This window comes from Sporanaerobium hydrogeniformans (assembly GCF_002735925.1).
GTDB classification, from domain to species: Bacteria; Bacillota; Clostridia; order Lachnospirales; family Cellulosilyticaceae; genus Sporanaerobium; species Sporanaerobium hydrogeniformans.
In genome coordinates, this window is the sequence record NZ_PEDL01000002.1 from 27,750 (window position 1) to 53,877 (window position 26,128).

A 26,128-nucleotide genomic window follows, 5' to 3' on the forward strand; every position below is an offset into this window, starting at 1 on the left:
ATTTACAGCGAAAGCCACTCCTTGAGATAAAAGGCAGCTTTCGTGTTTGATAATCGAAAGAAGAACTGTGAGATATAATTGCTTCTGCTAAAATGCCTATTGATACATAGCTTATAGGATATTTACTTTCTTTTGGAACACAAGTTGAAGTCATTGAACCAAAGTATTTGAGAAAAATATCAGCAGAACAGGAACAAAGAATTTATGAAAAAAATAAACCTTGACATAAGATGTCAATATTTCTTTTTTAGAATAAACGCAGCATAAATTTTAACCATGAAGGGAAGAATGAGTATGGGTAGACCTACTACAAAAACGGATTTATTAGATGTAGCAACAGCTAATTGGGATAAAATGAACAGCATTATCTCATCAATGACGGAAAAGGAGTTATCAACACCCCTTGATTTTTCATCGGACATCAAAAAGAAAGAAGCACATTGGAACAGGGACAAAAATCTTAGGGATATTTTAATCCATCTCTATGAATGGCATCAACTTCTGATTAACTGGATTAATTCAAATAAAGCAGGAGAAAACAAGCCTTTTCTACCCGAACCATATAACTGGAAAACATATGGTGATATGAATGTAGAATTTTGGAAACAACATCAAAACACTTCATTAGAAGAAGCTAAAAAAATGCTTACAAAATCATATGAAAAAGTAATGTGTTTAGCTGAGGAATTTTCCGATGAAGAATTATTCTCAAAAGATGTATACAAATGGGTTGGTGGAAGCACATTAGGTTCATATTTTGTCAGTAGCACAGCAAGCCATTATGACTGGGCTATAAAGAAATTAAAAGCACATATCAAAAAATGTAAAGGATAAATAACTACTGAAGCAATTAGCAGAATGCTTTACCAATGATTTTGAAAAGCAAAAAGAGATTTACATAAAATGACATTGACAAAGAAAGCTTTTAAAGGTAGATTAAAGGAGAATGGAATAGTCCGGTAGATAAGGTTACCACAGGGATAAGGATTGCTGCCGCGAAATAGTGGAGACACTATAAGTTGGTTAGCAGGCTATGTCGAATTCAAGGCATAATCTAATGCAATTTCAAGATGACTCAGTCATTGCGCCCTGTGAAGCTAAAGTTTGAACGGTAATATAATAGACTATAGGTTTATTATAAAGTGATGAGGGATAGAGAGTCACGCCAGTGTTCATACTTTGGCGTGTTTTTTATTTGCCAAAATTTAAAATAATAAAGGTGAGGTGAGGAGAATGGAAGATGAATGGAATAGTAGGCAGGACATAAATCGGAATAGAAAAAAGAACAGCTTCTATAGGGCCAAGGAATCATCCGTTCTTCAGCTACTATTATAGAAACTACTATTTTTATGAAGGAATATGTCTTGCTCTTACAGAATAAATAAAAAGTTAAACTATTCAAGAGGGGGACAGAGAGATGAATAAAGAAATTATTTTACAATTAATCAAGCAAAGGAACTTTTCTATTTTAAAAAATCAACTCCATCAGATAAATCCTGTAGATTTAGCAGCACTTTTAGAAGAATTAGAGGAAAGACAATTATTAATTGTTTTTAGGTTACTCAATAAAGAAACAGCGGCAGTTACTTTTTCTTATATGAGTGGCTTAATGAAAAAACTGCTTATTGAAGGGCTTACAGATGAAGAGCTTAAAGAAGTAATGGATGAAATGTTTTTAGATGATACAGTAGACATTATTGAAGAAATGCCAGCAAATGTGGTAAAACGCATTTTGAAAAATACAGATGAAGAAACCAGAAATAGTATTAATAGCATCTTAAACTATCCCAAAGACAGTGCAGGAAGCTTGATGACCATTGAGTATATTCATTTGAAAAAGGATATGAGTGTTTCAGAAGCCATTGAACGTATTCGTACAGAAGCAATAAATAAAGAAACAATTTATACGTGTTATGTAACAGAAAATCGCAAGCTTATTGGATTAGTATCGGTAAAAGATTTACTCATGTCAAAGGATGAAGAACGCGTTGAGGACATTATGGAAACTCATGTCATTTGGACATATACACACGAAGATCGGGAAAATGTAGCGAAATTATTTGTAAAATATGATTTTTTGGCTCTTCCTGTAGTAGATACAGAGCAATGTCTAGTAGGAATTGTGACTGTTGATGATGCCATGGATGTGATAGAAAAAGAAACAACAGAAGATATGACTAAAATGGCAGCAATGAGTCCTAGTGAAGAAAGCTATTTTAAGATGTCCATATTTAAACATGCAAAGAACCGTATTGTATGGTTATTAGTACTCATGTTATCTGCCACTATTACGGGTAATATTATTACCCAGTATGAAGGAGCCTTTTCTACTATTCCACTATTAGTTGCTTTTATTCCTATGCTTATGGATACTGGAGGTAATTGTGGGTCACAAAGCTCCACATTAATTATTCGTGGATTAGTTTTAGAGGAAATAAGATTTAAGGATTTCTTTAAGGTTGTTTTTAAAGAATTCCGTATTTCATTAATAGTAAGTATCGTATTAGCTATAGTAAATAGTCTTAGGATATTTTTAATGTATCAAGATTTAACCTTGGCTATCGTAGTAGGATGTTCCTTAGTATGTACGATCGTTATGGCAAAGTGATAGGATGTATCTTACCACTTATCGCTAAAAAATGTAAACTAGATCCAGCCATTATGGCAGCACCATTGATTACAACCATTGTGGATACATGCTCTATTTTAGTGTATTTTAATATTGCTACACTTTTCTTTAAGCTATAAGGATACAAAAGAGTGTTTATAGAAAGATTAGTATCAGAAGATTCAAACATAGAAGAGACAAAGTTATTTTAATTAAATATGGTTGAGAAATGTTAATAAAATAAGGAAAATGTCTATTTTCTAATATTAATATAAAGAAAAAAGTACTAAGAAGTGAGTGAGCATACCTTTTAAAAGTATGCAAGACTCACTTTTAGTATATTAAAGCTTGAGAAAAGCTAACACAATAAGAAGAACACCACTTAGCCAAGAAATATCATAGTTCGTTTTTTGGGCAAAGCGATTACCAAGGAAGCAGCCCAATAGAATGGCTATACCATTAACAATGAGGGAGAGGAGCAAAATATCTAGAGAATGAGTAGCTAAAAGTCCAGTACTAAAACCAGCAGCTAAACCATCTAGGGAAAGGGCAATGGCTAAGGAGCAAGCTTCAGAAGGGCTTAAGATATGCGAGTGGTCTTTATCAGCTTCTGTGCTATCAATGCATACCTTTAAGAAGAATTGAAAGTCTAAAAACTTAAAGGAAATAGCTTGAGTTGAATAGGTACTCTTTTTAAGCCAAGACTTGATTGTACTATCAAATAGCTTCAGTAGACCTAAAAGAAAGAGGGCGCTAAAGCAAAGACCTTTTGTAATCCAAGGTGGAATGAATGAACTGACACTATTACCTAAAAAAAGGGCCATTCCCAAGAGGAAGGAACAGATCAAGGTAATAAGTGCAGCAGATTTCCAAGGAATTTTAATCTTATTTGTACCATAAGCAAAGCTAGCAACGAAGGCATCAATAGAAAGAGCAATGACTAGCAAAAGTGCTTCAAGTAAAATGTTCATGTTAAGAGCGTGCATACGAAGGATACTCCTATGATTATTTTTCACTTATAGTTTATTGTAAGAAAGAGAATGTTGTGACAAAAGGTAATAAATACGCTATAATAAGATAAAAGAAAAAGCTTGACAGAACGATTGGCAATATGTAACAATAATAGGAATTTCTACATAATTTATAGAAGGTAAAATAAAGAGAAAGAGATAAATTTATTCAAGGGAGGAAGCCTATATGAACAAAGAAGAAATACTTGAATTAAAAGATTACTTAATCCAAGGAGGGGAAGTATTACCACAGTATGTAGACAAAGAACCTTTACATTGGAATTCCAGATTGTATATGGCGCAAGTATTGCAGAAGCTGGGAAAGAAAGAAGAAGCTTATGCAGTGATGCGCAAAATATATGAAGAAAATATCTTTCGCTTTGATAAGGGGATTCATGGAGCTTACGAAGAATACATTGTAGAGAAGGTAAGATTTTTTGAGAATTTGGCAAGGCTTAGCTTTGAAGTGACACATGAACCTGCACGTAGTATTCCTTATTTAGATGAAGCACTCATTATGTTAGATGGTGCAGAGAGTGTTTATCCTTATGTAAGTCCTTCAGAAATTAAGCATTTAAAAAATACTTATCTATCTATATAATTGAAAAATAAAAAGAATGGAGCAAATGTCTACTTATTGCCTAAAGACGGCTAAGAGCATTTGCTTTTTGCGTTCTATAAAGAGGGGTATAATAAAGCAAAGAGAATGTGTTAAAATAAAAGTATGAAAGAACGGTGTGAAAGAGAGGAGAAGCATATGTCAGTGACGTTTATTTTAGGACGAGCTTCTAGTGGAAAAACCACGACATGCTACCTGCAAATAGAAGAAGAGTTAAAGAAAGAAGTTTATACACCTTTAATTTTATTGGTACCAGAACAGTTTACTTTACAGACACAAGATCACTTGTGTCATCGGTTTTATCCTGGACTTCTACGGATAGAGGTAGCAAGCTTTAATACACTAGCAAGAGAAGTTTTTAAAGAAGTAGGGCAAATGCAAGTTCCTATTATTGAAGATTTAGAACGTGTCATGATCTTAAAGAAAATTGTAGAGGAGCATAAAAAAGACCTTTTGTTTTTTAGGAGAGCAAGTCAAAACGTAGGTTTTATAGAAGAACTGAATCATTTAATTACCGTTTTTGAGCAATCTGGCATTTCTAAAGAAACATTGGATGAATTTGAGAAAGAAACCGCATCTTCACATCTACTCCAAAGTAAACTCAAAGATATTAAACGCATTTATGAAGCTTTTGAAGCTTATATACAAGGACAGTATTTAACCGTTGAAAGGCATATGACACTCCTTGCTAAAAACTTAGAAAAGAGTAAAAAGCTAAAAGAGGCAACCTTATGGGTAGACAGCTTTTATGGCTTCACAGGACCACAGCTTATGATTTTACAAAAACTTATAGGAGTTTGCCAAAAAGTAATTATTACTTTACCTAGTGATGGTATCTATAGTTTAGAACAGAAAATCAAAGAAACCCATCCTTTTTATGAAAGTATTCGAACCTATCAACGTTTAGTTGCCTTTTGCAAAACTGAAAATAGAGACTATACGACGCAATATGTAGAAGCCTTAGAAGAAAAGAGAAAGGCACCAGAATTTCAATATCTTGAAAAATATTATTTTAAAAATTACAGTTCTCCTTATCTAGCAGAGAGTCCTCATTTAAATCTCACTCTTTATGCTAATAAAAATCAAGAAATTGAAGAAACAGCTAAGCGCATTTTGCAATTGGTAAGGGATGAGGGATATCGTTACCGAGAAATTGCACTTATTATAGGTGATTTAGGAGGCTATACTTCTCATCTACAAAATGTTTTTAAAGAATATGAGATTCCCTATTTCCTAGATAGGAAGCGCAATGTGCATACCAATAGCCTTGTTGCAGTGATTGAAGGTTTATTGGAGCTACTTACCACATCTTATTCTTATAAAAGTATGATGGCTTTTTTACGTACAGGTATGCTTGGTATTAAACGAGAAGCAATTGATAGGCTAGAGAATTATATATTGGCATATGGCATTAAAGGAAAGAAAAAATGGCATGAGACCTGGTGTTTTGCCGAAGAAGGGGACTCTAGTCAAGAGGCAATTAATGAGACACGCTTACAGATTTTAAAGCCTATTGATGCCTTTGAGGAGAGGCTAAAGGGTGAAAAAGGAAAGACACTTACCGTTGAGGTAATTACAACGGCACTTTATTACTTTTTAGAAGATATCGGTGCTTATACTCAGTTACAAATGCGTATTGAAGCGTATAAAGAACAAGGTAATAGACTACTAGAACTAGAAAACACTCAAATATGGGGACAGATTATAGAAGTTTTTGAAAGGTTAGTAGAATTACTAGGTGAACAAGTAACAAGTCTTACACTTTATAAAAAAATATTAAGCACGAGCTTTTCATATATGAAGATGGGGGTCATTCCACCGGCAAAGGATCAAGTACTTATAGGAACATTAGATCGTACGCGTTTACCTAGTGTTAAGGCTATGTTTATAGTGGGTACAACAGAGGGTATTATTCCTCAAGTAGATGAAGGACTCACTCTTTTTAGTAATATGGATAAGCTTGTGTTTGGTCAACTTTGTGAGGGGAAAAGTAGTGAGAAAGAACGGCTTTATGAGTCGTTGGTGAGTAGTTCACTTTATGCTGGGCAATTTGCAGTTTATACAGTTCTCACTCGGGCAACACATAAGCTGTTTGTAAGTAGTCCTTTAGCTGATGATAATGGTAAGCTTTTAAGGCCATCTAGTGTGTATTATCGTCTTAAAAAGTTATTTAAAAAGGAAGAGGAGGTAAGAACAAGTGATATACTTCAAGAAGTGACACGTCCCTTACCTACCTTTGGTTATGTAGGAGGTAAGCTTCGAGACTTTTTAGAGGGGCGAAATGAAGAAGAAGATTGGAAGGATATTGTAAGCTGGTACAAGGAGCAACCTGAATGGGAAGAGAAGCTTAGGGGACTTATTCAGTATTTGTTCTATACGAATCAGCAACACTATCTAGAGGAAGAAACGACTAAGCTTCTTTATAAAGATGAGTTAAGAACCAGCATTACAAGGTTAGAAAGCTTTAGAAGCTGTGCCTGCTGCTACTTTATGCGTTATGGTATTCAAGCAGAAGAGCGTAAAATTTTTAAATGGGATCATGCTAAAATAGGTACACTTTTTCACCGAGCACTTGAGCAATACCCTAAGGAATTAGACCTCTTACAAACCACATGGACTAAGGCTACAAAGGAACAGATGGATTATGGCATTAAAAGAGCGACAGAGGTGGCACTTGAAGCAGTTATGCATTCTCAAAGAGAAGAAGGACGATTTAAATATACAGCTTCAAAGGTAGAGAAGATGACAAAAAGAGCAATCTATGCACTTACTCAGCAGCTTCTTAAAGGCGAATTTATACCTCAAGATTATGAAATTAATTTTGCAGAAGGAGCCAGTTTACCACCTATAGAGATTGCTATTGATGAAACAAGACGTTTACTACTTACTGGGCAAATTGATCGGGTAGACGTTTACTATAAAGATGAAAAAGAAGCGTATATTAAGATTTTAGATTATAAAACAGGTTATAAAAGCTTTAACTTAGTAGAAGTATATTATGGTCTGCAGCTCCAGTTACTTCTCTATTTGGATGCCTATTTGAAGCTTAATCCCGATTATAAACCAGGTGGTATTTTTTATTTCCATATTAATAATCCCTATGTAGAGTATAAGGCAGGGATGACAAAGGAAGAGCTAGAAACTACACAGTTTAAGCAATTTAAGCTTTCTGGATTAGCACTTGAAGAGGAAGAGGTTATTGAGGCTTTAGACCGTACCAAAAGTGGTGAAACGATTCCGGTTAGTTTGAATAAAGATGGTAGTCTAAAAAAGGGCTCTTCAGTTGCTAGTTTAGAACAGTTTAATGCATTAGAACAGCATATTGTGGCAACCATTGCTGAATTAGGACGCCAAATATTAGAGGGTAAGGTAAGTGCAAAGCCTTACAGATTAGGAGATAAACAACCCTGTGACTACTGTAAGTATAGGACGATTTGTCAGTTTAGTGAGGGGGAACCGGATAATAACTATGAACAGCTCCCCAAACTAGATAAGGAAGAAATCTGGCAAATAGTATGTAAATTAAGGGAGGTGAGTGAGCATGGCATGGACTAAAGCTCAAGAAGCAGCTATTCATCAAAGAGGTGTAGATGTTTTAGTTTCAGCAGCAGCAGGCTCAGGTAAAACAGCTGTTCTTACTGAGCGTGTTGTACAACGTATTATAGGAAGTGAAAAAGAACAGCCTATCCCAATTGAACGTTTTCTTATTGTAACGTTTACCAGTGCAGCAGCAAATGAAATGAAAGAGCGTATTGCCAATAAGCTAACAGAGCAAATTACTTTATTACAAGAAAGAGGAGAAGAAGAGCAAGTTGCTTATCTTGAAAAGCAGCTTTCTCTTTTACCGATGGCTTCTATTTCAACTATTCACTCCTTTTGTCTTAAGGTGATTAAAGGCTATTTTCATATATTAGGGATTGATCCTAATATAAAGGTGGGAAATCAAGCAGAGCTTACATTGATGAAATTAGAAATTCTTGAACAGCTTTTGGAGGAAAGATTAACAGAAGGAGAGAAAGATTTTTTAGAACTAGCTGAAGTATATGGCAATGTACAGGGACTTGGTCCCTTAGTCAATCTTATTTTGGAGGTGCATACCTTTTCAAAAAGCACTCCTTTTCCTAAAATGTGGTTACAAGAAAAGATAGCCTATTTTCAAGGTGATTATGAAGCCATAGAGAAAAGTCCATGGGGAGAAACGATGAGAAGGGATCTTCTTTCACAGGTCCTAGATTTACAAGTCATTTTAAAGGAAGCACTTGAACTATGTGAGAAAAACAATGGACCTTTGCTCTATAAAGAGACAATTGAAGCAGATGGAAGTTTCTTATGTAGGTTAAATGACCAAAGTAGTTTAAAGGAAGTTATTTTAGCTATTGAGTCTACTCAATTTGGTAGGTTGCCTAGTAAGAAACAAGAATGTGATGCTGGACTTAAAGAGAGGGTCAAGAATTATCGTGAGTTAGTTAAAGAGGTAGTGAAGGGCCTAAAGGGAGATACTATTTTTCTAAGAGATGAAAAGCTTCTTTCTCATATTCCTATAATAGGAAAGCTGATGAGAACTTTAGCTGATTTAATTTTCACCTTTGAAGAACGTTACCAAGAGGCAAAACAAGAAGCCAGTATAGTAGATTACAATGACTTAGAGCACTACTGTATGCAAGTGTTGATAACACCAAAGGTAGATGAAAAGGGACAACTTATAGAAGTAGCTTATACAGATGCTGCAAAGGAGCTTAGTACCTTTTATGAAGAAGTGTATATTGATGAATACCAAGATAGTAACACTGTACAAGAAACCATTTTGAAGGCTATAGCGGAGGGAAACAAGGAGGAAGGTCCCACACGTTTTATGGTAGGCGATATGAAACAAAGTATTTATCGATTTCGTTTAGCAAACCCTTTAATTTTCTCTGAAAAGTATGAGAAGTGGGATAAATATAAAGAAGATAAAGTACAAGATAGTCAAGAAATTTGTATTGACCTCTCTCAAAACTTTAGAAGTAGAGAAAATATTTTAGAGGGGGCAAATGAACTTTTTGAACAGCTTATGAGTCCAACAGTTGGAGAATTAGAATATGATGAATTTGCTAGACTAAAAGTAGGAAATTTCTATCATGCTGGAGAGCCAGAAAAGTTAGGAGAGGCGGCATTAGCAGGTGCCATTGAATTACATCTTTTAGAAGAAAAAGAAGATGAGAAAGAAGACGAAGAAAGTGAAATAGGAGAACTAAAAAGATTAGAGAAAGAAGCTATTTTGGTAGCACAACTTATTGATAAGTTATTAAAGGGAGAGGGAAACCCAACCCATGTCTATGATAAGGACCAAGGCATCTATCGCCCTGTGGAGCCTAGAGACATAGTTATTTTGTTAAGAGCCACCAAAGGGAAAGCAGAGCTGTTTGAGAACGCTCTTATCCAAAAGGGGATTGGAGCCTATGCGGAGCTAGGAACCAGTTTTTTCGAGACATTAGAGATACAGACTATGCTTGCAGTGCTTAAAATCATCGATAATCCACTTCAGGATATTCCGCTTTTAACTGTGTTACGTTCACCTATAGTAGGACTGAGTCTAGATGAATTGGTAGTTTTAAGAAAGAGTTTAGAAGAAGGTTGCTTTTATGAAGCTATGGAAGAGGCTAGGCGTTTGAAGGTAGCTAGTGAAAAGGTGCAAAATTTTATGTCGAACCTAGAACGCTGGAGGCAGATCAGTCCAGAAGCAAGCTTGGAGGAATTACTAGGGATACTTTACGTAGAGACAGGTTACTATCGTTATGTAAGTATGCTTCCAACAGGGGCGAAAAAAAAGGCTAACTTACGTCTTTTTAAAAAATATGCAGAGGATTATGAGAAAAGTAGTAATGGTAAGCTTTCTATGTTTATTGCTTATTTAGATAAGCTAATGGAAAGCTCAGAAGGATTAGAAGAAGCAAAACTCATTGGAGATCAAGATAATCTTGTACGTATTATGAGCATCCACAAAAGTAAAGGTTTAGAATTTAGTGTCGTTTTTTTGGCGCATACAGATAAAAAGTTTAATAACAGTGATATTCGGCAAAATATTCTTTTACACAGTGAACAAGGTTTGGGTCCAGATTATGTAGATATAGAAGAACATATTAAATATTCTACTTTACCTAAGATGGCTATAAAAAATCAAATTCTATCTGAAAATATTTCCGAGGAAATACGTGTGCTTTATGTTGCTTTAACACGAGCGAAAGAAAAACTCTTTATAACAGGTGTGGTAAATAGTTGGGAAAAGAGCACTAGGAACTGGAGTCTCTATGGTGTAAGAAATAGTAAGGGCCTACTACCTCTAGGGATTAAACGAGCAAACTCTTATTTAAATTGGTTAGGCATGGCACTGTATGCTCACCCAGAATTACCGCAGCTTTCAGAAAAAGCAGGTGTAGTTCCTAAATATACTCTTGAAGGACGCTCCCACTGGGAACTTACCCTATGGCATACTTCGGATCTTCAGCTAGAGGATGAAAAAAGAAGAGAATTAACTCATGAGAAGAAAGCCTTTTTAGAAGAATGGGATACAACAGCTGTTTTTGGGAGTTATAAAGAAGAGATTTATAGGCGCCTTAACTTTAAATACACCTATGAGCAGGCAGTAACTTTACCTACTAAAGTATCTGTATCAGATCTTAAAAAAGAAAGCTTAGTAGAAGTAAAAGAGGGTGTAAAAGAGCTTGACAGGATAGAGGAGGAAAAAAGAGTTCCTTCTTTTATTAAGGAGAAGATGTCTTTAAAACCTACTCAAAGAGGAACACTTATTCATAGTTTATTTGAACAATGGGATTATTTATGTTATCAAACACCAGAAGAAATTCATGAGCAAATTCATAGCCTTATTGCTCAAAATAGATTAGCTCCTGAAATAGAAGAAATTATTGAGGAGAAAAAACTAGTTCAGTTTGCTAACTCACCCTTAGTTAAACGAATGGGTAAGGCTAAGAAATTATGGAAAGAAAAGCAATTTGTTTATCTTTTAAAAGCCAATCAAGTAGAAGAGATATATCCAGAGGATGAGGAAATTTTACTCCAAGGTATTATAGATGCCTTTTTTATTGAAGAGGATGGTATTGTACTCGTAGATTATAAAACGGATTATATCGATAAAGAAGAACAGTTAAAAGGAGTTGAAAAGCTTAGAAAGCGCTATAGAGTACAGCTTGACCTTTATGCAGAGGCCATTAGTAGGATTACTAAGCTTCCGGTAAAAGAAAAATGGTTGTATCTTTATAGTATAGGTGAATGGATACATTTATAAGAATAAAAGTAGAGGAGACAACATGATTAAACTGATTGCAACAGATATGGATGGTACTTTACTGAATGCTAAAGGAGAGTTACCAAAGGATTTTTATGATGTTTTTAAGGCACTTAAAGAGCGAGGCATTCAGTTTGTAGTAGCAAGTGGAAGGCAGTATGCGACTTTAAAAAGACAATTTGGATTATTTAGTAAAGATATGCTTTTTATTGCAGAAAATGGAAGCCTTGTTATGGAAGGAAAAAAAGAATTGGCATGTCATCCACTAGATAAAAAAATAGCTAGAGAACTTATTAAGTTAGGTCAAAGTCTAGACCAAGTGCATGTTGTACTTTGTATGAAACAAGGAGCTTATATCGAGAGGGGACCAGATGCATTCATAAAAGAGGTTGGAAAATACTATGTGCAGCATCAAGTAGTTCCAGATTTATTAGCTATAGAAGGAGATATTCTCAAGGTAACTTACTTTGATTTTAAAGGAGCAGAACAAAATAGCTGGCCGATTGTGGCAGCTTATAAGGATAAGGTGCAAATTGCAGTAGCGGGTACACTTTGGGTAGATATGATGGCTAAAGAGGTGAATAAAGGCAGAGCACTTGAAGATATTCAAAAAAGACTTCATATAAGTTATGAAGAAACAGCAGTCTTTGGAGATTACCTGAATGATTATGAAATGCTCCAAAAGGCATATTATAGTTATGCCATGGAAAATGCCCATGAAGATGTGAAAAAGATAGCACGCTATGGTGCTAAGCATCATGATGAAAATGGAGTATTAGATGCGATTCAAACATTCTTATTATAACCTATGAATAGCTTTAAAAGAAAAAACTTAGTACCTTAAAGATGGGTGACTCACCTTAATTAAGAGAAAATCACCCTGAACAATGATAGAAATAAATAAGATAACAGTTACGGTATTTAATGGTGGAACTACAAGTAGCATTTACAAAAGTATAGAAAGCCTTGTGGAAGATTGGTGATAGTAGTGGGTGAAATCTACCAATCTTCCCACAAGGGTAAAATTTATGTTTAATGTAGTAGAGTTGTATAGTAATATATGTGAAAAGCATTGATGTAATGCATTTGTGACTCCTCAATAAACTCCTGACTGAAAGGTTGGGAGTATTTTTTATAGCTTGAAGTGTTGTTTAAAAAATTAATATAATTTATACTATTTAGTAATAACAAGGAATACATATGAAAAAAATCTGTAGTAGATGTGGGAAGACAATAGAATATAACAAAACGTGTACTTGCAGGATAAGCACTTCATATAACAGAACTATTTCACCCGAGAAACGTAAATTTTACTCATCATATGCATGGCAGAAATTAAGGAAAAAAAGTGAAAGAACATCCTTATTGTGAAAGGTGTTGGAGTAAGTGGAAGATAATCACTACTGAGAATGTGCAAGGGCATCATATAAAGTCATTTAAGGATTATCCTGAGTTGAGGTTAGATGAGAATAATATAGCTATTCTTTGTAGGGTGCGTAATTTGCAGGTTGGTGATAGTAGTGAGATGGATTGGTAAATATGAATTTAGAGAGGTGAAAGAGTGTGAGAGCTTTTTTATTATTGATACCATTCTTGTTGATAAGGTTTGGATTACTATCCATCTTAAATCCAAAATCTATACAACGTGCTGCTTATTTTGCCCCAGTACAGGGAAACGAAAGAACTGCTTATTATATTTATCAAATATCTAATATAGGAATATTTGTATATCTGATTTTCCAAACGATAAAAGTTGATTTTTCATGGCATTTTTACTCAGGTTTAATAGGCTATGTTTTGGGCTTATGCTTATGTGCGATAACAGTGGTACATTTTTCTTTTCCTGATTATACAGGGCTGAATACCAATGGAATTTACAAATTTTCTCGTAATCCAATGTATGTGGCTTATTTCATCTGTTTTATTGGAATGACTCTATTAACTCAATCTTTGGTATTATTGGTAATAGTAGTGATATTTCAAATTTCCACACATTGGATAATTCTTTCAGAGGAGAGATGGTGTATAACAAAGTTTGGAACAGCCTATAAGAAATACATAAAAAAAGTTAGGCGCTATATTTAAACAAATTTCAGTTTATCTACTAGCATATTAGTAAGAGATTATTAGCTTAGGTAATATTGTAATACTTTGTAGGGTGTGTAACTTTCAGATAGGGGATAGTAGAGTGGTGGATTGGTAAAGGGGGATATAGCATATAGGAAATTTAGAGCTCTTGGAATTAAATGAAGCTACAAAGTTTAGTATGAATCTAAATACAAATCATGGACTTGTGCATATAAATGAACAGGGGCTAAATGAGAAAAATTTAGTGGTAGAGTTGCCACAAGAATTTCTAGTTACTACAACAGATGGAGAGAAGCGCAAGGGAGGGAGGTTAATATCATTAATCTTAACAACTATATAGGGGGTATTTGATGGATAAGAAAAATAAAAATGAGGGAAATTTAGGTAGACTTAATAGTTCACAAAGCAATAATGTTTTAGATGCAGGCCCTTTTTATCATGGTACAAAGGCGGATCTACAATTAGGTGATTTGGTACAAACGGGTTATAAATCTAACTACGGAAAACAAAAGAAAGCTAATTATGTCTATTTGACAGCCACCATGGATACCGCCATTTGGGGAGCAGAACTTGCAGTGGGGGATGTTCCAGGTCGCATTTACTGCGTAGAACCACTAGGTGAGATTGAGGATGACCCTAATTTAACAGATAAGAAGTTTCCTGGAAATCCTACTAGGTCCTATCGCACCAAGCAGCCATTACGAGTAATTGGCGAAATTTTGAATTGGGAAGGCCATTCTGAAGAGCTACTTCGAAATATGCGTGAGAATCTAACTAAATTAGAAAAACTTGGGATAGAGGCAATCGATGATTAATGAGCTTACAATTTTATCTATTACTAGGTAAAGTTTTCATTTCAAATCAATAGAGTAGTTTGTTTATTCATTAAACATAGTTATAAATGAAAGATCCGAGTCCTTATCTTAAAATGAAATCTAATTACATGAAGGAGTTCTTTAGGCTCTGCAACGAGCTAAGCCTAAGCCCTCAGTCAAGGGCTAAACTTGCCAATATTAATATTAGTGTGTAAAAAGAAAAGCAAGACCCGCTACTTAGAATCATTCAAGGAGATGGTGGGTAATAGATTATAATAGTTTTAAAGAATCAAAAGCTTATCAGTATGCAATAGATGTACTGGATGGTAGATTCCCAACAAATAAATATATCAAAGATTGTCTATAACGAAACCAAGAAGTTGATCGAATCCTCACCTTTTATTAAAGATAAGTTTGATATTAAAAGGGACGTAATTACTTGTAAAATTAATGAAAGCACCTTAAGAGCCTTATCTAATGATGCAAATATAACTGACGGTAGACGAGTATCAGCAGCAACTCTACCTTGTCGTGGCAACTTATTGAATTTAATTACCAATAAAATGCTTTTAGAAACCAATGCAGTATTGGCAAAAGAGAAAAATTCAGGTGGTAACTACATCTACGCTTCATCCCATTATATTATAGGGAATGATGGGACTATTATTAGATGTATCCCTGAAAAGGAGGTAGCCTACCATGCAGGTAAGGTCAATGGTTATTCTATAGGTATTGAGCTATGCCACATGGACAATACAGGTAAGCCCACACAAAAGGCTTATGACCTCACAAGCCATTTTCTTAAGGAACGTTGCCTCCCTCATTATGAAGTTAGGGCAAAAGCAATTCAACCTAAATGACTATGACGAAATAGTGGATAGGTTAATTGTAGAGGGAATTATTACCTGACCAAAGATATGGAAACAGAGGACTTATAGCAAGAGAAAGGTGAGGAATTTGATTGTTAAGTTGGCTAATGTTTGAGATTTAGGAAAATTCTATTAAATGATAGTATGGAGATAAAGAAGTTACGTTAATAGCTAAAATAGATATTTGTTCAGTGGCGATTATTTATATACTCTACCGTTGGTTTACTTTGCTTTTAGCTTAGTTCTACTGACAGTTGGTTGTTTATTATATATCTGTCAATTTACTATATAGTAGGAGGTGTTTAGTGATGGAAAAAATAAACAATGAACATTTTGGACAGTTCTTAAGTGAATTAAGAAAGGAAAAAAAATTGACACAAAAGCAACTTGCAGAAAAACTATATATTTCAGATAAAGCAGTTAGCAAGTGGGAAAGAGGATTAAGTTTACCGGACATATCATTACTTATACCATTATCTAAAATATTCGATGTCACAATAACAGAATTACTAAGTGGAAAAAGAATTGAGCCAAATACACAACTTACAGTGATGGAGGTAGAATCTTTAATGAATAGAACAGTTGTTTTGTCTAAAGAAGAAAAAGAGGAACAAAACAAAGCTAAACGAAATAGAAAATTTCTTTTTTCATTTTGCATTTTATTTATTATTTTAGAAATGACTCTAATGATTTCATTGGGGTATACACTAGTTTCTCTTTTTGAGAATTTATTTACTGTGGAATTGCTTATGCTAATTTTTGGATTTTACTTCACATTTTTTACAAAAGAAACTTTGCCTGTTTACTACGATGAAAATAAAATAAACTTTTATTATGATGGATTTTTTAGAATGAATATTCCTGGAATTAGATTTAACAATAGCAACTGGAAACACATACTTAAAGCCACACATACATCAATTATGTTTATTTTTATTTTATTCCCTTTGGTATATTTAGGAATTTCTTATATTTCTCCAATGCTATGGGGAAAATTTCAGTTATTTCTTACGCTCGGTTCTGTATTTAGTATGTTCCTGCCGATTTATATTGTTGGGAAGAAATACGAATAATAGTACAAAGTAATTGCTATAAGAAGTTAAAGTAAAAATGCAGACTAATAAAATAGTTAATTTATAAGCCAGCCTTAGGGTTGGTTTTATTTTTGTTCCTGAAGAGATTAATATTTCATTATGTAGATTATATAAAAAATATACTAAATGTGATAAAATAAATTCAGAATAGTATGTTTATTGAAAAGGGGGAAAGATAGTGAGAAAACTAATAATTATTATTTTTATGTTTATTTATGCCGTGTTGTCTTTAAATGTAGCTGCATCCAATTACAAAGTTTGTGTAGATGGACAAGAATATAGCATGATAAATCCAATTATATATGAGGAGAAAAGAATTTCTCTTTCATTAAGAGATGTTGCTAATATTATGAAAGGTGAGTTATCATGGGATAATGACTCAAAAACAGCAATATTATCAGTACCATATGGGGCAGTGAAGTTTCAAGTTGACAATGGTTGGGCATTAAATATATTAAGTTTGCATGTAGAGTTAAAACAAAAACCTCTTTTGCGGAAAGGACTTTTGTATGTAAGTGTAGAAGATTTAAACGCCCTTTTTCTAACTAAGATAGAATGTAGTAATGATATGATTAATATAGATGTAGTAGATACAAATACTTCATATAGTTTTTCTGAATTGATTCCAGAGTATGAACTAGTCGATTCAATTGGATTCGTTCCTGGATCACTAGCAGAATTTGAGTTTATATATTCATCAGGAAAGGTTCCAGAAGTAATGCAGCAATTTAGTGAAAATGAGTTTAAGATATCAAGCAATCAAGAATTGAGGACAGGAGGTCCATGTTTTATATTTTATTCAGCAGATGATATTGTATCAATGGTATCTATTTATGGGAATAATAGGGTAAGAATCAAAAATATTTGTTATGAAATTGCTACGCCATTAATCTTCCCTTCTAAAACATCATGCCATTATATTAGAAGATATTGATTGCAATATGTAGCTAATTATTATGAGAATAAGAGCAAGGTTGGCCTATGGGTTAGCCTTCTTTTTTATCCTTAGTAAGTGATTTAAAGATATTTTATCTTACAGGTATTGTGCTTCTAAAAAAGAAACTTACTACGGTCTAAAACTTCATGCTGCAGTTACTCTAGAAGGTTATATCACAGATATAGAAATAACAGCTGCAAATGTAGATGATAGGGCAATCCTTTGGGAGATATTTCATTTTAATAAGATTAGATGGAGGTTTTCAATTTTTTTCCTTAAGCAACCAATTATTTATAAAAGATTTAGATAAATTGGAAAGATCTTATAGATTTCAAGATGTAATAAAAAAGAAGGCTATTAATTCTATTAATTCATAAAGAAAGCCCCCAAAATGGGGGCTAAGCTTATTTTTTAGCTTTATACCTTATCTTGTAATGCAATCAAGAGGACTATACTTATCATAATTATGTTGTAGGTCTTCGTTACTAATCTGTAAATAAATCTGTGTAGTAGATAATTTAGTATGACCTAAGATTTCTTTTAGATACATTTTATTGAGAGGTATCATAATAAGCTTTTTGAAGAACATCTTCCAAAGAGCTTATATCACGAATAGCTTGAGACATACCTTGAGTGAGAATGTTAGCTTTATCCATACTACTTTGCCATGCGAACATACCACCTAGGCAGTTATCAGTGACATAGAGTCCTTTAAAATAGATGGAAAGTAGGTTGTCGTAGCCATAAGCGAAATCACCAGAAGGGTCTGTAATGTAAGGGGCTTTAGCTACATTATCCCACTGCACTTTGTAACCGTTTTTATTAATATAATTTGTACGGAGTTCGTCAAAGGTTTTGGTACTAGAAGCACCGTATCTTCCATAAAAAGGAATACCCATAAGGATTTGGGAAGAAGGCATTCCAGCTGCTTCTAGATTTTTGACCTGATTATCTACACTTACATTGCTAAGAGATAGACTAGATGGGTAGAGGTTAGAGTGATGAGTAGCAGCACCAGGTCCGGTTTCGCCAGCATTAAAGTCATAAGCCATTAAATTAAAATAATTGATAATAGGTGCTATCTTAGCAATTTCTACATTTTGGATATAACTAGGGTAACCTGTTCCAGCTACACTTAACCATGCATCAGGACCTAAAACATCACGTAAGGCTTCAAGGAGAAGTGTAAAATTTTCTTTATCCTCTGGGCGTGATTTAATACCTGCTACACTTGTGCCAGGATATTCCCAGTCAATGTCTACACCATCTAAATTATAGTCATTTACCCAGCGCTGAACCTCTCTCGCAAAGGTATAGCGAGAAAGTGGTGTAAGGGCAGCGTCAGAAAAACCATCTGCTCCCCAGCCACCTATGGCAAGTATGACTTTAAGCTCGGGGTTTTCTACTCTTAAGTTAGATAGTTCTCTAAGATAACGTGTTGAATATACCTGTAAGGTACCATCTGCATTAATAAGTGCAAAAGCATAAATAACAAAATCAAGAAGTAAGCCATCTACATTGTTAGGATTACCAAGTACATATTCTCCTACAATAGGGGTAACATCACAATTAGGATTATCACCAATAGGCTGATTTTTTTCACTTTGAATAGGGGGACGATAAGTATGTTGGAGGTTTTCTAGTTTCTCAATTAATTCTTTTAACTGTGGAAAATTAAAGGTAGTGTAGCTAGAAGAAGCTCTTAAAGTACCTGTAGGATCAATAATAAATACTTGTGTAGAGGAGTCAGTATTTTCAGGAATACCATAGAGTTCACCTATCTTTCCTTGCCTATCATCAATGAGAGGAAAAGGAAGAGGAGGGTTTCCGCTGCGTGTATTGGTATAATACCAAGTAAGATGAGTAGCATTTTTATCTGCACTTATACCTAGTAGCTGGGTATTTTTTGATTGAAAAAGAGATTGACCTTTACTAAGTACTAATAGCTGGTTTTTATGAAGTGTAGAAAAAGAAGCAGGGGAGTAAAGTAAAACAATCCATTTTCCATGATAATCACTTAGTTGAAGAAGACCTTGTGTACTTGAAGCCGTAAAAGGTGGGGCAGGCACATTGAGCTTTAGTAAATGACTCATAAAAATCACTCCTTTTACTGATAAATTATTCTTTATAAAAAGTATAGGGCTTAAGTGTAGCTTTGACACGTTCTTCTTGGGTAAGGTTGGCAAGTTCATGTACTTTCATTTTATCTAAACCTAATACCTCAGCAATACTATTACCAAGAATAGGATCTACCTTATAAAAAAGAGCTGTTTGACGGTATTGTAGATTAGGATTGGCAAGCATTAGGCTTTGGGTGAGGTTATAGATAGTATGAGCTTTTTCATGATGATCCATAGTATTAAAAAATTCACCTGGTAAAATATAATCTTGCTCATCAGACTCAATAGTATGTTTAGCAATGATTCCATCTACAGGCATAGGAGGTAAAGAAACACTTGGAGTAACAGCTACATCAGCTAATGTAGTAGGATAATAATTGGGATGAGAACCAAAATTACCATTAACAGTCATCATTCCGTCTCGCTGATTGGTATAAGGATTTGAATAGTTAGGTGTATTAACAGGAATCTGAAAACTATTAGGACCTAGACGATGGTTATGGGCATCTGTATAGGCTATAAGGCGACCTTGAAGAAGCTTATCAGGAGAAGGGCCTATACCTGGCACAAAGTGACTAGGTGCAAAGGCTGCTTGCTCAATCTCAGCAAAGAAGTTATCCGGATTACGATTAAGAACGAGTTTACCTAAAGGGATGAGTGGAAAGTCTGTTTCATCCCAAGTTTTGGTCACATCAAAAGGATTAAAACGATAATTACTAGCTTGCTTAGGTGTCATTATTTGAATGTAACAAGACCAAGAAGGGTAATTTCCTTTTTCAATAGCATTAAATAAATCCTGAGTAGCGTAGTCAGGGTTTTTTCCTGCCATAAGAATAGCTTCATCTTGGGTAAAATTTTCAATACCTTGATCCGTTAAAAAGTGATATTTAATCCAATGATAGTCTTTTTTTTCGTTATACCACATAAAGGTATGGCTTCCAAAGCCGTCCATATGACGGAAGCCTTTTGGAGTTCCTAAGTTAGAGAAAAGGCGCATAACTTGAAGAAGAGACTCAGGGGTTAAGGAAAGGAAGTCCCAAAACATATTAGGGTCCTTAAGATTGTTTTGTGGATCTCTTTTTTGGGTGTGAATAAAGTCAGGAAATTTGATGGCATCACGAATAAAGAAAACAGGCGTATTGTTACCTACTAAATCATAATTACCATCTTCTGTATAAAACTTAAGGGCAAAGCCACGTGGGTCACGGGCTGTATCAGCAGAACCTTTTTCACCACCTACAGTAGAAAAGCGAGCTAATACAGGAGTTTTCTTACCCACCCCTTTTAGAAATTTAGCCATAGTATACTTACTTAAATCATTAGTTACTTCAAAGTAGCCGAAAGCACCAGAACCTTTGGCATGCACCACACGTTCAGGGATACGTTCCCTATTAAAATGGGCAAGCTTCTGAAATAAATCTACATCTCCCATCAAGGTATAGCCTACTTTTTTGCCAGTAGTAAGTGAGGCTTGATCATTATCAATAGGTTTAGCTAGAGATGTTGTTAACACCTTTTTGTTATCCATCTTAATCTCCTTAAGGCTAGAGTATTCTATGTTATCCTATTCATGAAAGGATAAGGATATGCTAGGTTTGACAATAAAATCAAGCTTTTTCTCTGAAAGAAGGACAAGATAAAAGAAGGAGGTATTAACTAAATGACGAAATAAGGCGAAAATTGGATAAAAGTCTATTTAATTATGTTGGATATTCAGTTATAATAGAATAAAAAGACAACATAGATTAGAGGAGATTATGCGTGAAACAAAATAAAATCTATAGATGGACTTTGATGGGGATGTGTCTTAGCTTTAGCCTTTTAACGTTGGCAAAAGATGCAGTAGATAAATGTCCAAATAATAATAAATATCATCAGATTGTTAACAAAGAAAAGACTTTATCCTCAGATTATAAGCCGAGCCATTTAGTTATCCCCAATGTAAAGGTACTACAGGCTGGTAACATAGAAAAAAATCATATGGAAAAAGTAGCAGCTCTTCATCTAGAAGAACTTTTTCAAGGAGCTAATAAAGAAAAAATAAGTTTAGTAGCTGTATCAGGTTATCGTTCTTATAAAAGGCAAAATACACTCTATAATCAGTACATAAAGCGTTATGGAAAAAAATACACAGATACAGTAAGTGCACAAGCTGGAAAAAGTGAACATCAAACAGGACTTGCTATAGATGTTTCTGCTAAAAGTGTAGGCTATGATTTAACGACTCGTTTTGGAATGACTCAAGAAGGAAAATGGTTAGCTCAAAATGCATATCGTTATGGTTTTATAATTCGTTATCCTAAAGGAAAAGAGCAGATTACAGGGTATAGCTATGAACCTTGGCATATTCGCTATGTAGGTACGGAATTAGCAGAACATATTTATAAGACAGGTTTAACCTTAGAAGAAATAGAAACATGCTGTCTATTAGAAAAAGCCCCAGAAGAATTGATGGAAGAACAAGTAAAACAGGAAGCATTCATCCATACAGAATTAGAAGAACTAAAAGAAGTAACTTCTCAGGTAGTTGAACAAAATACAACACTTGCAGAAGAGGGGACTGACCTTAATAAGGATCAAAGGCAGGTACAGCTTTTTTTGAGTGCGGTGAAGGAAACGACAAAGAAAATAATTCCAGAGAGGAAAAAGTAAAAACAATACACCATAAATTAACACTACTCCTATGTGCAAGAGTGTAGTATAATAGGTCTGCACTTTTGTATAGGGGGTTTAAAAAGAATGAGATTTAAACAATCTAAATGGCATTTAAGTTTTAAATATATAATATGGGTCATTTTTCCTTTATTTCTTAATTTTTTAGTTGAATATTTACAAAGGGAGACAATCCTTGAGACGTGGAGATGGATACAGACAAAACCATATACTTTTATGGTAGGCTATGGCATCATTAGTTTAGTATTTATAGGATTTTATTTTTTAACTGCAAGAACTTGGAGTGCGACACTCATTACAGGTTCTCTTTTTTTGGTTGGTGCACTTATCAATTATTTTAAGATGGAATTACGTGGTGATGCTTTTGTACCTTGGGATTTAAGATTAGGTAAAGAGTTAAGTAATATTATGGAGCATATTTCTATTGAGTTTACACCCCAAATGATGGGGGGGATTCTCTTTGTGAGTCTATTTTTTATAGGTACATTGTTTTTAAAAGAAAAGAAAATAAGCTGGAGAGCTCGTTTGGTAGGACTAAGCGTTAGCTTGATAAGCTTTATGGTAGGTTTTTATACCCTTTTTATGAATAAGACCAATATGAATGCACTAGGAATTTATGAAATTAACTGGGATCAAGTGAGGAATTATAACTATAATGGTTTTTTAGTAGGTTTTATGGTGAATACAAAAAACATTATTATTATGGAGCCAAATGGTTATAGTAAGGAAAGTGTTGAAAATTTATTAAATAGTGTAAATGTAACCTCAGAAAATAATGTTAAACCTAATATTATTATGATTATGAATGAATCGTTTTGGGATCCAACTAAGCTAGAGGGAGTAACCTTTTCAGAGGATCCTCTTCCTACCATTAATAAATTGAGAAAAGAAGCTGTAAGTGGTTGGCTTCTAACTCAACAATATGGTGGGAATACTGCTAATACAGAATTTGAAGTATTAACAGGAGATGGTATGATGTTTCTACCTAATGGAGCTATGGCCTATCCGCAGTATGTAAAAGAGGAGTATCCCTCATTAGCCTCTTTCTTAAAAGAAGAAGGTTATACTACAGTAGGAATTCATTCTTATCAAAAATGGTTTTGGAATAGAGATGAAGTTTATCCGGCTCTTGGCTTTGAGAAATTTGTAAGTGATGAAGATTTTAATGACCCTGAAATACGAGGTAACTACATCTCAGATGAGGAAACTATTAAGAAATTAATTGAAGAATATGAAAAGGCAAAAGCAGAAAGTGATGCCCCTTTCTTTGGTTTTACAGTGACAATGGAAAATCATGCACCTTATGATGATAAAACTTATCCAAGTCGTAACATTTCAGCTTCAGCAGAAGGTGCTTCAGAGGAAGTAAACCTTATGTTAGATAATTATGTGCAAGGTGTAAAGGATGCAGATAATGCCTTAAAGCAAGTCATTGCTTATTTTGAGAAAGTAAAAGAGCCAACGATTGTCGTCATGTTTGGTGACCACTTACCTATGTTAGGTAATGATTATAAGGTATATAAAGAACTAGGTTATATCCCAGAAGGCGAGTGGTCAGCAGAGCATTACCTAGATATGTATACGACACCTTTTGTGGCATGGAATAATTATGCTCTTAAAAAAGAAGATATGGGAGTTATTAATGCACATTATTTGGCTCCTAAAGTGTTAAGTAGTATGCAGGTGGAGTTACCTAGGTACTTTGATTATCTTTTAGAAATGTCTAAGACCATACCTGCCTATTCCAATTATGTTTATGTAGATGGTGAAGGCAAGGCACAGTTAGAAGCGCCAGAAGAAATTAAAAATAAAAAGCAACAACATTGGCTTTTGCAATATGATAAAATGTTTGGTAAGAAATACAGCAAAGGATTACTTTATCAAAAATAAGATATATTATTTCAAAAAAGACAATGTAAAATCTGAAAACAGATTTTACATTGTCTTTTTTGTGTACAAAGTATGATAAAGCTTAAGTAGCTATTTAAAAAGATAGGAGAGAGGGGTAGAGTGTATAAATTTTCACCTTTTGTTTATGCTAAGGATAGGTAATAAATAAAGAAGGGTGAGATTTGTGAAAAGTAGACAAGGGTTAGTGCTTATAAGTAGTATGCTATGTTTGGTAGCTGCTGTTTTCTATAGTGGAGAGAAAACCCCGTATGATGTGATTGTATTAGGAAGTGACCCAGAAGGTATTAGTGCAGCTGTAAGTGCACGTAGACAAGGAGAAAAGGTTCTTTTAATCGATACGAGAGATGAAGTAGGAGGTCTTTATACTTCTGGTATGCTCAGTATGCTAGATTTGAATTATCGCGCTTTTGGCTCAGCAGATATTGTGAATGAAGGCTTTTATCGTGAATTTTATGATGCAGTAGGGGAAGAAGCAAATATTGATGTTGAAAAAACTAAAAAATATTTCCAGACGTTACTTCGTAGTGAGCAAGTAGACATTATTTTAAGAGCACGCCATATACTACCTCTTAGACAAGGAAGGCGTATTGTAGGAGTAAGTTATATAAAAGAAGGAAGGAGTTATCGTTTGCCTGCTAAAGTTGTTATCGAGGCAACTCCTGATGTACCATTTAGTCGAAAAGCAGGTGTTGATTATGTGGTAGGAAGAGAGGATATGGGACTAGGCAAAGTCTGTGCAGCAACAACTTTAGTATTTTCTGTAAAAGATGTGAATTGGGAAAAGGTAAAGAGCTATTTAAATAATGACGATTCTGTTCATACAGGGGCTAATAACAAAGTAGCATGGGGATATCCTGAAATGTTAACTTATGTTCCTACTTCAGAAGATTTTCAGCTAAGAAGACTTAACCTTTCCTTGCAAGATAATGGAGAAGTAGTTATCAATGCTTTTCAAATCTTTCATGTTAATGCTTTAGCACCTAGGAGGCTTTATGAAAGCTATGAAAAAGCCATTAAAGAGCTACCCTATATTGTAGAATTTTTAAATAAGAGGGCAATTGGATTTGAAGATGCATCACTAAGTAAATATGCCAAAGAGCTTTATGTACGAGAAGGTGTACGGATTAAGGGAGCTTATACTCTAAAAGGGGAAGACCTTTTTACAAACAGTAATTTTCCTGATAAGGTAGCTTATGGAAGTTACCCTACAGATTTACAAGCGACTAAAAGGGATGGAATTGGGGGAACAGTATTAAGCTCTAGAAGTCTTTATACTTTACCCCTTTCTATTATGGTGCCACAAAAATTAGAAGGTCTTTTAGTAGTAGGGCGTTCCATGAGCATGGACAGTATTGCTCATAGCAGTGCGCGTACTGTACCAGTAGGAATGGCTATGGGACAAGCTGCAGGCATAGTAGCGAGCTATAGCATTCAAGAAAAGCAAAGAATAAACGAGATTATCCAAACAGATTCATCCATTAGGAAAATTCAGCAAACCCTAAGGTATGAAGGTGTCCTTCTAGATCTTCCTATTCAGGAACCTCAAGATGAAAAAAAGAGTTGGGCGTATAAGCATATTGTGAGTTTAAGAGGGAAAGGACTTGTTTCAAAAGAGTATCATAACTTAAATGATTATCGCTGCCAGGTAGTAGCTGACGAAGAAACGATGAAGCGTCAATGGCAGCTTTTAATAGCAAATGGAGGTTGGGAATTACCTAAACTAGATGACATAATGGTAATTGGAGAGATACTTGAGCAGGAGGAAATAGTAGTTCTAATGAATAAGCTCACAGGAATACTATGCGCTAATTTAGAAGAAATGAAAGATTTAGGCATCATAAGTGAAGAAACTTACCAAAAGGTTTATCTTCACAAAAACCTATTAAATGAAGATGTTTACGCTATATTGGATGAAGTTTTACAAAAAGTAAAAACAAACAAAAGAAAATTGTGAAAAATTTAGTCAATAACAATTGAGAATATTGACTTTTGTAAATATAAAATATATTATAATAATTATTAATATAATCAATTTGCATAATATTTTTAAATTAAGTAATGTAATTTGATAAATATTAAACAGGTATTTAACTATTAATGGT

20 protein-coding genes, 2 pseudogenes and 1 riboswitch are annotated in these 26,128 nt (G+C 34.3%); of the genes and pseudogenes, 19 read left to right on the forward strand and 3 right to left on the reverse strand.

Annotated features, from left to right (window positions below):
* Nucleotides 1–113 precede the first annotated feature (113 nt).
* The 3 genes and pseudogenes from CS063_RS18260 to mgtE all read left to right on the forward strand — a co-directional run bounded on the left by CS063_RS18260 (nucleotide 114) and on the right by mgtE (nucleotide 2,748).
* Nucleotides 114–224 carry a WCX domain-containing protein gene (locus CS063_RS18260; protein ID WP_456300487.1) on the forward strand — a complete coding sequence of 37 codons (111 nt, stop codon included), beginning with the start codon at nucleotides 114–116 and terminating at the stop codon, nucleotides 222–224.
* A 70-nt stretch (nucleotides 225–294) separates the two neighbouring features.
* Nucleotides 295–834, forward strand: coding sequence for a ClbS/DfsB family four-helix bundle protein (locus tag CS063_RS03090; RefSeq protein ID WP_099448229.1), 540 nt, complete (start codon nucleotides 295–297; stop codon nucleotides 832–834).
* A 114-nt stretch (nucleotides 835–948) separates the two neighbouring features.
* A riboswitch (M-box (ykoK) riboswitch) is annotated at nucleotides 949–1,121 on the forward strand.
* A 296-nt stretch (nucleotides 1,122–1,417) separates the two neighbouring features.
* A pseudogene (gene mgtE, locus CS063_RS03095) lies at nucleotides 1,418–2,748 on the forward strand (magnesium transporter).
* A gap of 201 nt (nucleotides 2,749–2,949) precedes the next feature.
* Here mgtE and ytaF read toward each other — a convergent pair.
* The gene (ytaF, locus tag CS063_RS03100; RefSeq protein ID WP_099448230.1) at nucleotides 2,950–3,594 is read right to left on the reverse strand and encodes a sporulation membrane protein YtaF; all 645 of its coding nucleotides are present in this window, start codon (nucleotides 3,592–3,594) and stop codon (nucleotides 2,950–2,952) included.
* Between the two features lie 211 nt (nucleotides 3,595–3,805).
* On the opposite strand from ytaF, the gene CS063_RS03105 reads away from it, so the two are divergent.
* The 13 genes and pseudogenes from CS063_RS03105 (at nucleotide 3,806) to CS063_RS18200 (ending at nucleotide 17,699) form a co-directional block, all read left to right on the forward strand.
* Entirely contained in the window at nucleotides 3,806–4,219 is a 414-nt protein-coding gene (locus tag CS063_RS03105; RefSeq protein WP_099448231.1) for a hypothetical protein, read from the forward strand.
* A 156-nt stretch (nucleotides 4,220–4,375) separates the two neighbouring features.
* On the forward strand, nucleotides 4,376–7,792 hold the full coding sequence (locus CS063_RS03110; protein ID WP_180270656.1) for a PD-(D/E)XK nuclease family protein: 3,417 nt from the start codon (nucleotides 4,376–4,378) through the stop codon (nucleotides 7,790–7,792).
* Nucleotides 7,779–11,519 (forward strand): helicase-exonuclease AddAB subunit AddA, encoded by a 3,741-nt coding sequence (gene addA, locus CS063_RS03115; RefSeq protein ID WP_099448233.1) that lies wholly within the window; start codon nucleotides 7,779–7,781, stop codon nucleotides 11,517–11,519. Before CS063_RS03110 ends, addA begins: the two co-directional genes overlap by 14 nt.
* 22 nt (nucleotides 11,520–11,541) lie before the next feature.
* Nucleotides 11,542–12,324, forward strand: coding sequence for a Cof-type HAD-IIB family hydrolase (locus CS063_RS03120; protein ID WP_099448234.1), 783 nt, complete (start codon nucleotides 11,542–11,544; stop codon nucleotides 12,322–12,324).
* Between the two features lie 543 nt (nucleotides 12,325–12,867).
* Nucleotides 12,868–13,056 carry an HNH endonuclease gene (locus tag CS063_RS03125; RefSeq protein WP_099448235.1) on the forward strand — a complete coding sequence of 63 codons (189 nt, stop codon included), beginning with the start codon at nucleotides 12,868–12,870 and terminating at the stop codon, nucleotides 13,054–13,056.
* Between the two features lie 26 nt (nucleotides 13,057–13,082).
* Nucleotides 13,083–13,604 carry a methyltransferase family protein gene (locus CS063_RS03130; protein WP_099448236.1) on the forward strand — a complete coding sequence of 174 codons (522 nt, stop codon included), beginning with the start codon at nucleotides 13,083–13,085 and terminating at the stop codon, nucleotides 13,602–13,604.
* Nucleotides 13,605–13,957: 353 nt separating this feature from the next.
* On the forward strand, nucleotides 13,958–14,422 hold the full coding sequence (gene arr / locus CS063_RS03140) for an NAD(+)--rifampin ADP-ribosyltransferase (RefSeq protein ID WP_099448238.1): 465 nt from the start codon (nucleotides 13,958–13,960) through the stop codon (nucleotides 14,420–14,422).
* Nucleotides 14,423–14,508: 86 nt separating this feature from the next.
* Complete coding sequence (locus CS063_RS18195; protein WP_308415412.1) at nucleotides 14,509–14,637, forward strand: P27 family phage terminase small subunit; 129 nt, start codon at nucleotides 14,509–14,511, stop codon at nucleotides 14,635–14,637.
* Between the two features lie 99 nt (nucleotides 14,638–14,736).
* Entirely contained in the window at nucleotides 14,737–15,282 is a 546-nt protein-coding gene (locus tag CS063_RS17805; RefSeq protein ID WP_308415413.1) for a peptidoglycan recognition protein family protein, read from the forward strand.
* Between the two features lie 317 nt (nucleotides 15,283–15,599).
* Nucleotides 15,600–16,364 carry a helix-turn-helix domain-containing protein gene (locus tag CS063_RS03155; RefSeq protein ID WP_099448239.1) on the forward strand — a complete coding sequence of 255 codons (765 nt, stop codon included), beginning with the start codon at nucleotides 15,600–15,602 and terminating at the stop codon, nucleotides 16,362–16,364.
* A 199-nt stretch (nucleotides 16,365–16,563) separates the two neighbouring features.
* Nucleotides 16,564–17,319 (forward strand): stalk domain-containing protein, encoded by a 756-nt coding sequence (locus CS063_RS03160; protein ID WP_099448240.1) that lies wholly within the window; start codon nucleotides 16,564–16,566, stop codon nucleotides 17,317–17,319.
* An 82-nt stretch (nucleotides 17,320–17,401) separates the two neighbouring features.
* Nucleotides 17,402–17,554: pseudogene (locus CS063_RS17810) on the forward strand (transposase); the annotation flags it as partial.
* Nucleotides 17,529–17,699, forward strand: a complete 171-nt coding sequence (locus CS063_RS18200) for a Kiwa anti-phage protein KwaB-like domain-containing protein (RefSeq protein ID WP_143452434.1) — start codon at nucleotides 17,529–17,531, stop codon at nucleotides 17,697–17,699. The pseudogene CS063_RS17810 and the gene CS063_RS18200, both read left to right, overlap by 26 nt.
* A gap of 174 nt (nucleotides 17,700–17,873) precedes the next feature.
* On the opposite strand, the gene CS063_RS03165 is transcribed toward CS063_RS18200, so the two are convergent.
* Both CS063_RS03165 and CS063_RS03170 read right to left on the reverse strand, forming a co-directional pair.
* Nucleotides 17,874–19,415 carry a glycosyl hydrolase family 18 protein gene (locus CS063_RS03165; protein ID WP_099448241.1) on the reverse strand — a complete coding sequence of 514 codons (1,542 nt, stop codon included), beginning with the start codon at nucleotides 19,413–19,415 and terminating at the stop codon, nucleotides 17,874–17,876.
* Between the two features lie 25 nt (nucleotides 19,416–19,440).
* Nucleotides 19,441–20,970, reverse strand: coding sequence for a catalase (locus CS063_RS03170; RefSeq protein WP_099448242.1), 1,530 nt, complete (start codon nucleotides 20,968–20,970; stop codon nucleotides 19,441–19,443).
* Between the two features lie 233 nt (nucleotides 20,971–21,203).
* Between CS063_RS03170 and CS063_RS03175 the strand changes: the two genes are divergently transcribed.
* From CS063_RS03175 to CS063_RS03185, 3 genes are all read left to right on the forward strand, one after another.
* On the forward strand, nucleotides 21,204–22,094 hold the full coding sequence (locus CS063_RS03175) for a M15 family metallopeptidase (protein ID WP_308415414.1): 891 nt from the start codon (nucleotides 21,204–21,206) through the stop codon (nucleotides 22,092–22,094).
* Between the two features lie 87 nt (nucleotides 22,095–22,181).
* Nucleotides 22,182–24,005, forward strand: coding sequence for an LTA synthase family protein (locus CS063_RS03180; RefSeq protein ID WP_099448243.1), 1,824 nt, complete (start codon nucleotides 22,182–22,184; stop codon nucleotides 24,003–24,005).
* A 184-nt stretch (nucleotides 24,006–24,189) separates the two neighbouring features.
* Nucleotides 24,190–25,980: an FAD-dependent oxidoreductase gene (locus CS063_RS03185; RefSeq protein WP_099448244.1), complete on the forward strand. Its 1,791-nt coding sequence runs from the start codon at nucleotides 24,190–24,192 to the stop codon at nucleotides 25,978–25,980.
* Nucleotides 25,981–26,128 lie beyond the last annotated feature (148 nt).

What these genes read in the sequence shown, in the direction of transcription:
- CS063_RS03090 (WP_099448229.1), top strand. Translation starts at nt 295, where the DNA reads ATGGGTAGACCTACTACAAAAACGGATTTATTAGATGTAGCAACAGCT.
- ytaF (WP_099448230.1), bottom strand. Translation starts at nt 3,594, where the DNA reads ATGCACGCTCTTAACATGAACATTTTACTTGAAGCACTTTTGCTAGTC.
- CS063_RS03105 (WP_099448231.1), top strand. Translation starts at nt 3,806, where the DNA reads ATGAACAAAGAAGAAATACTTGAATTAAAAGATTACTTAATCCAAGGA.
- CS063_RS03110 (WP_180270656.1), top strand. Translation starts at nt 4,376, where the DNA reads ATGTCAGTGACGTTTATTTTAGGACGAGCTTCTAGTGGAAAAACCACG.
- addA (WP_099448233.1), top strand. Translation starts at nt 7,779, where the DNA reads ATGGCATGGACTAAAGCTCAAGAAGCAGCTATTCATCAAAGAGGTGTA.
- CS063_RS03120 (WP_099448234.1), top strand. Translation starts at nt 11,542, where the DNA reads ATGATTAAACTGATTGCAACAGATATGGATGGTACTTTACTGAATGCT.
- arr (WP_099448238.1), top strand. Translation starts at nt 13,958, where the DNA reads ATGGATAAGAAAAATAAAAATGAGGGAAATTTAGGTAGACTTAATAGT.
- CS063_RS18195 (WP_308415412.1), top strand. Translation starts at nt 14,509, where the DNA reads ATGAAAGATCCGAGTCCTTATCTTAAAATGAAATCTAATTACATGAAG.
- CS063_RS17805 (WP_308415413.1), top strand. Translation starts at nt 14,737, where the DNA reads ATGTACTGGATGGTAGATTCCCAACAAATAAATATATCAAAGATTGTC.
- CS063_RS03155 (WP_099448239.1), top strand. Translation starts at nt 15,600, where the DNA reads ATGGAAAAAATAAACAATGAACATTTTGGACAGTTCTTAAGTGAATTA.
- CS063_RS18200 (WP_143452434.1), top strand. Translation starts at nt 17,529, where the DNA reads ATGATAGGGCAATCCTTTGGGAGATATTTCATTTTAATAAGATTAGAT.
- CS063_RS03165 (WP_099448241.1), bottom strand. Translation starts at nt 19,415, where the DNA reads ATGAGTCATTTACTAAAGCTCAATGTGCCTGCCCCACCTTTTACGGCT.
- CS063_RS03170 (WP_099448242.1), bottom strand. Translation starts at nt 20,970, where the DNA reads ATGGATAACAAAAAGGTGTTAACAACATCTCTAGCTAAACCTATTGAT.
- CS063_RS03180 (WP_099448243.1), top strand. Translation starts at nt 22,182, where the DNA reads ATGAGATTTAAACAATCTAAATGGCATTTAAGTTTTAAATATATAATA.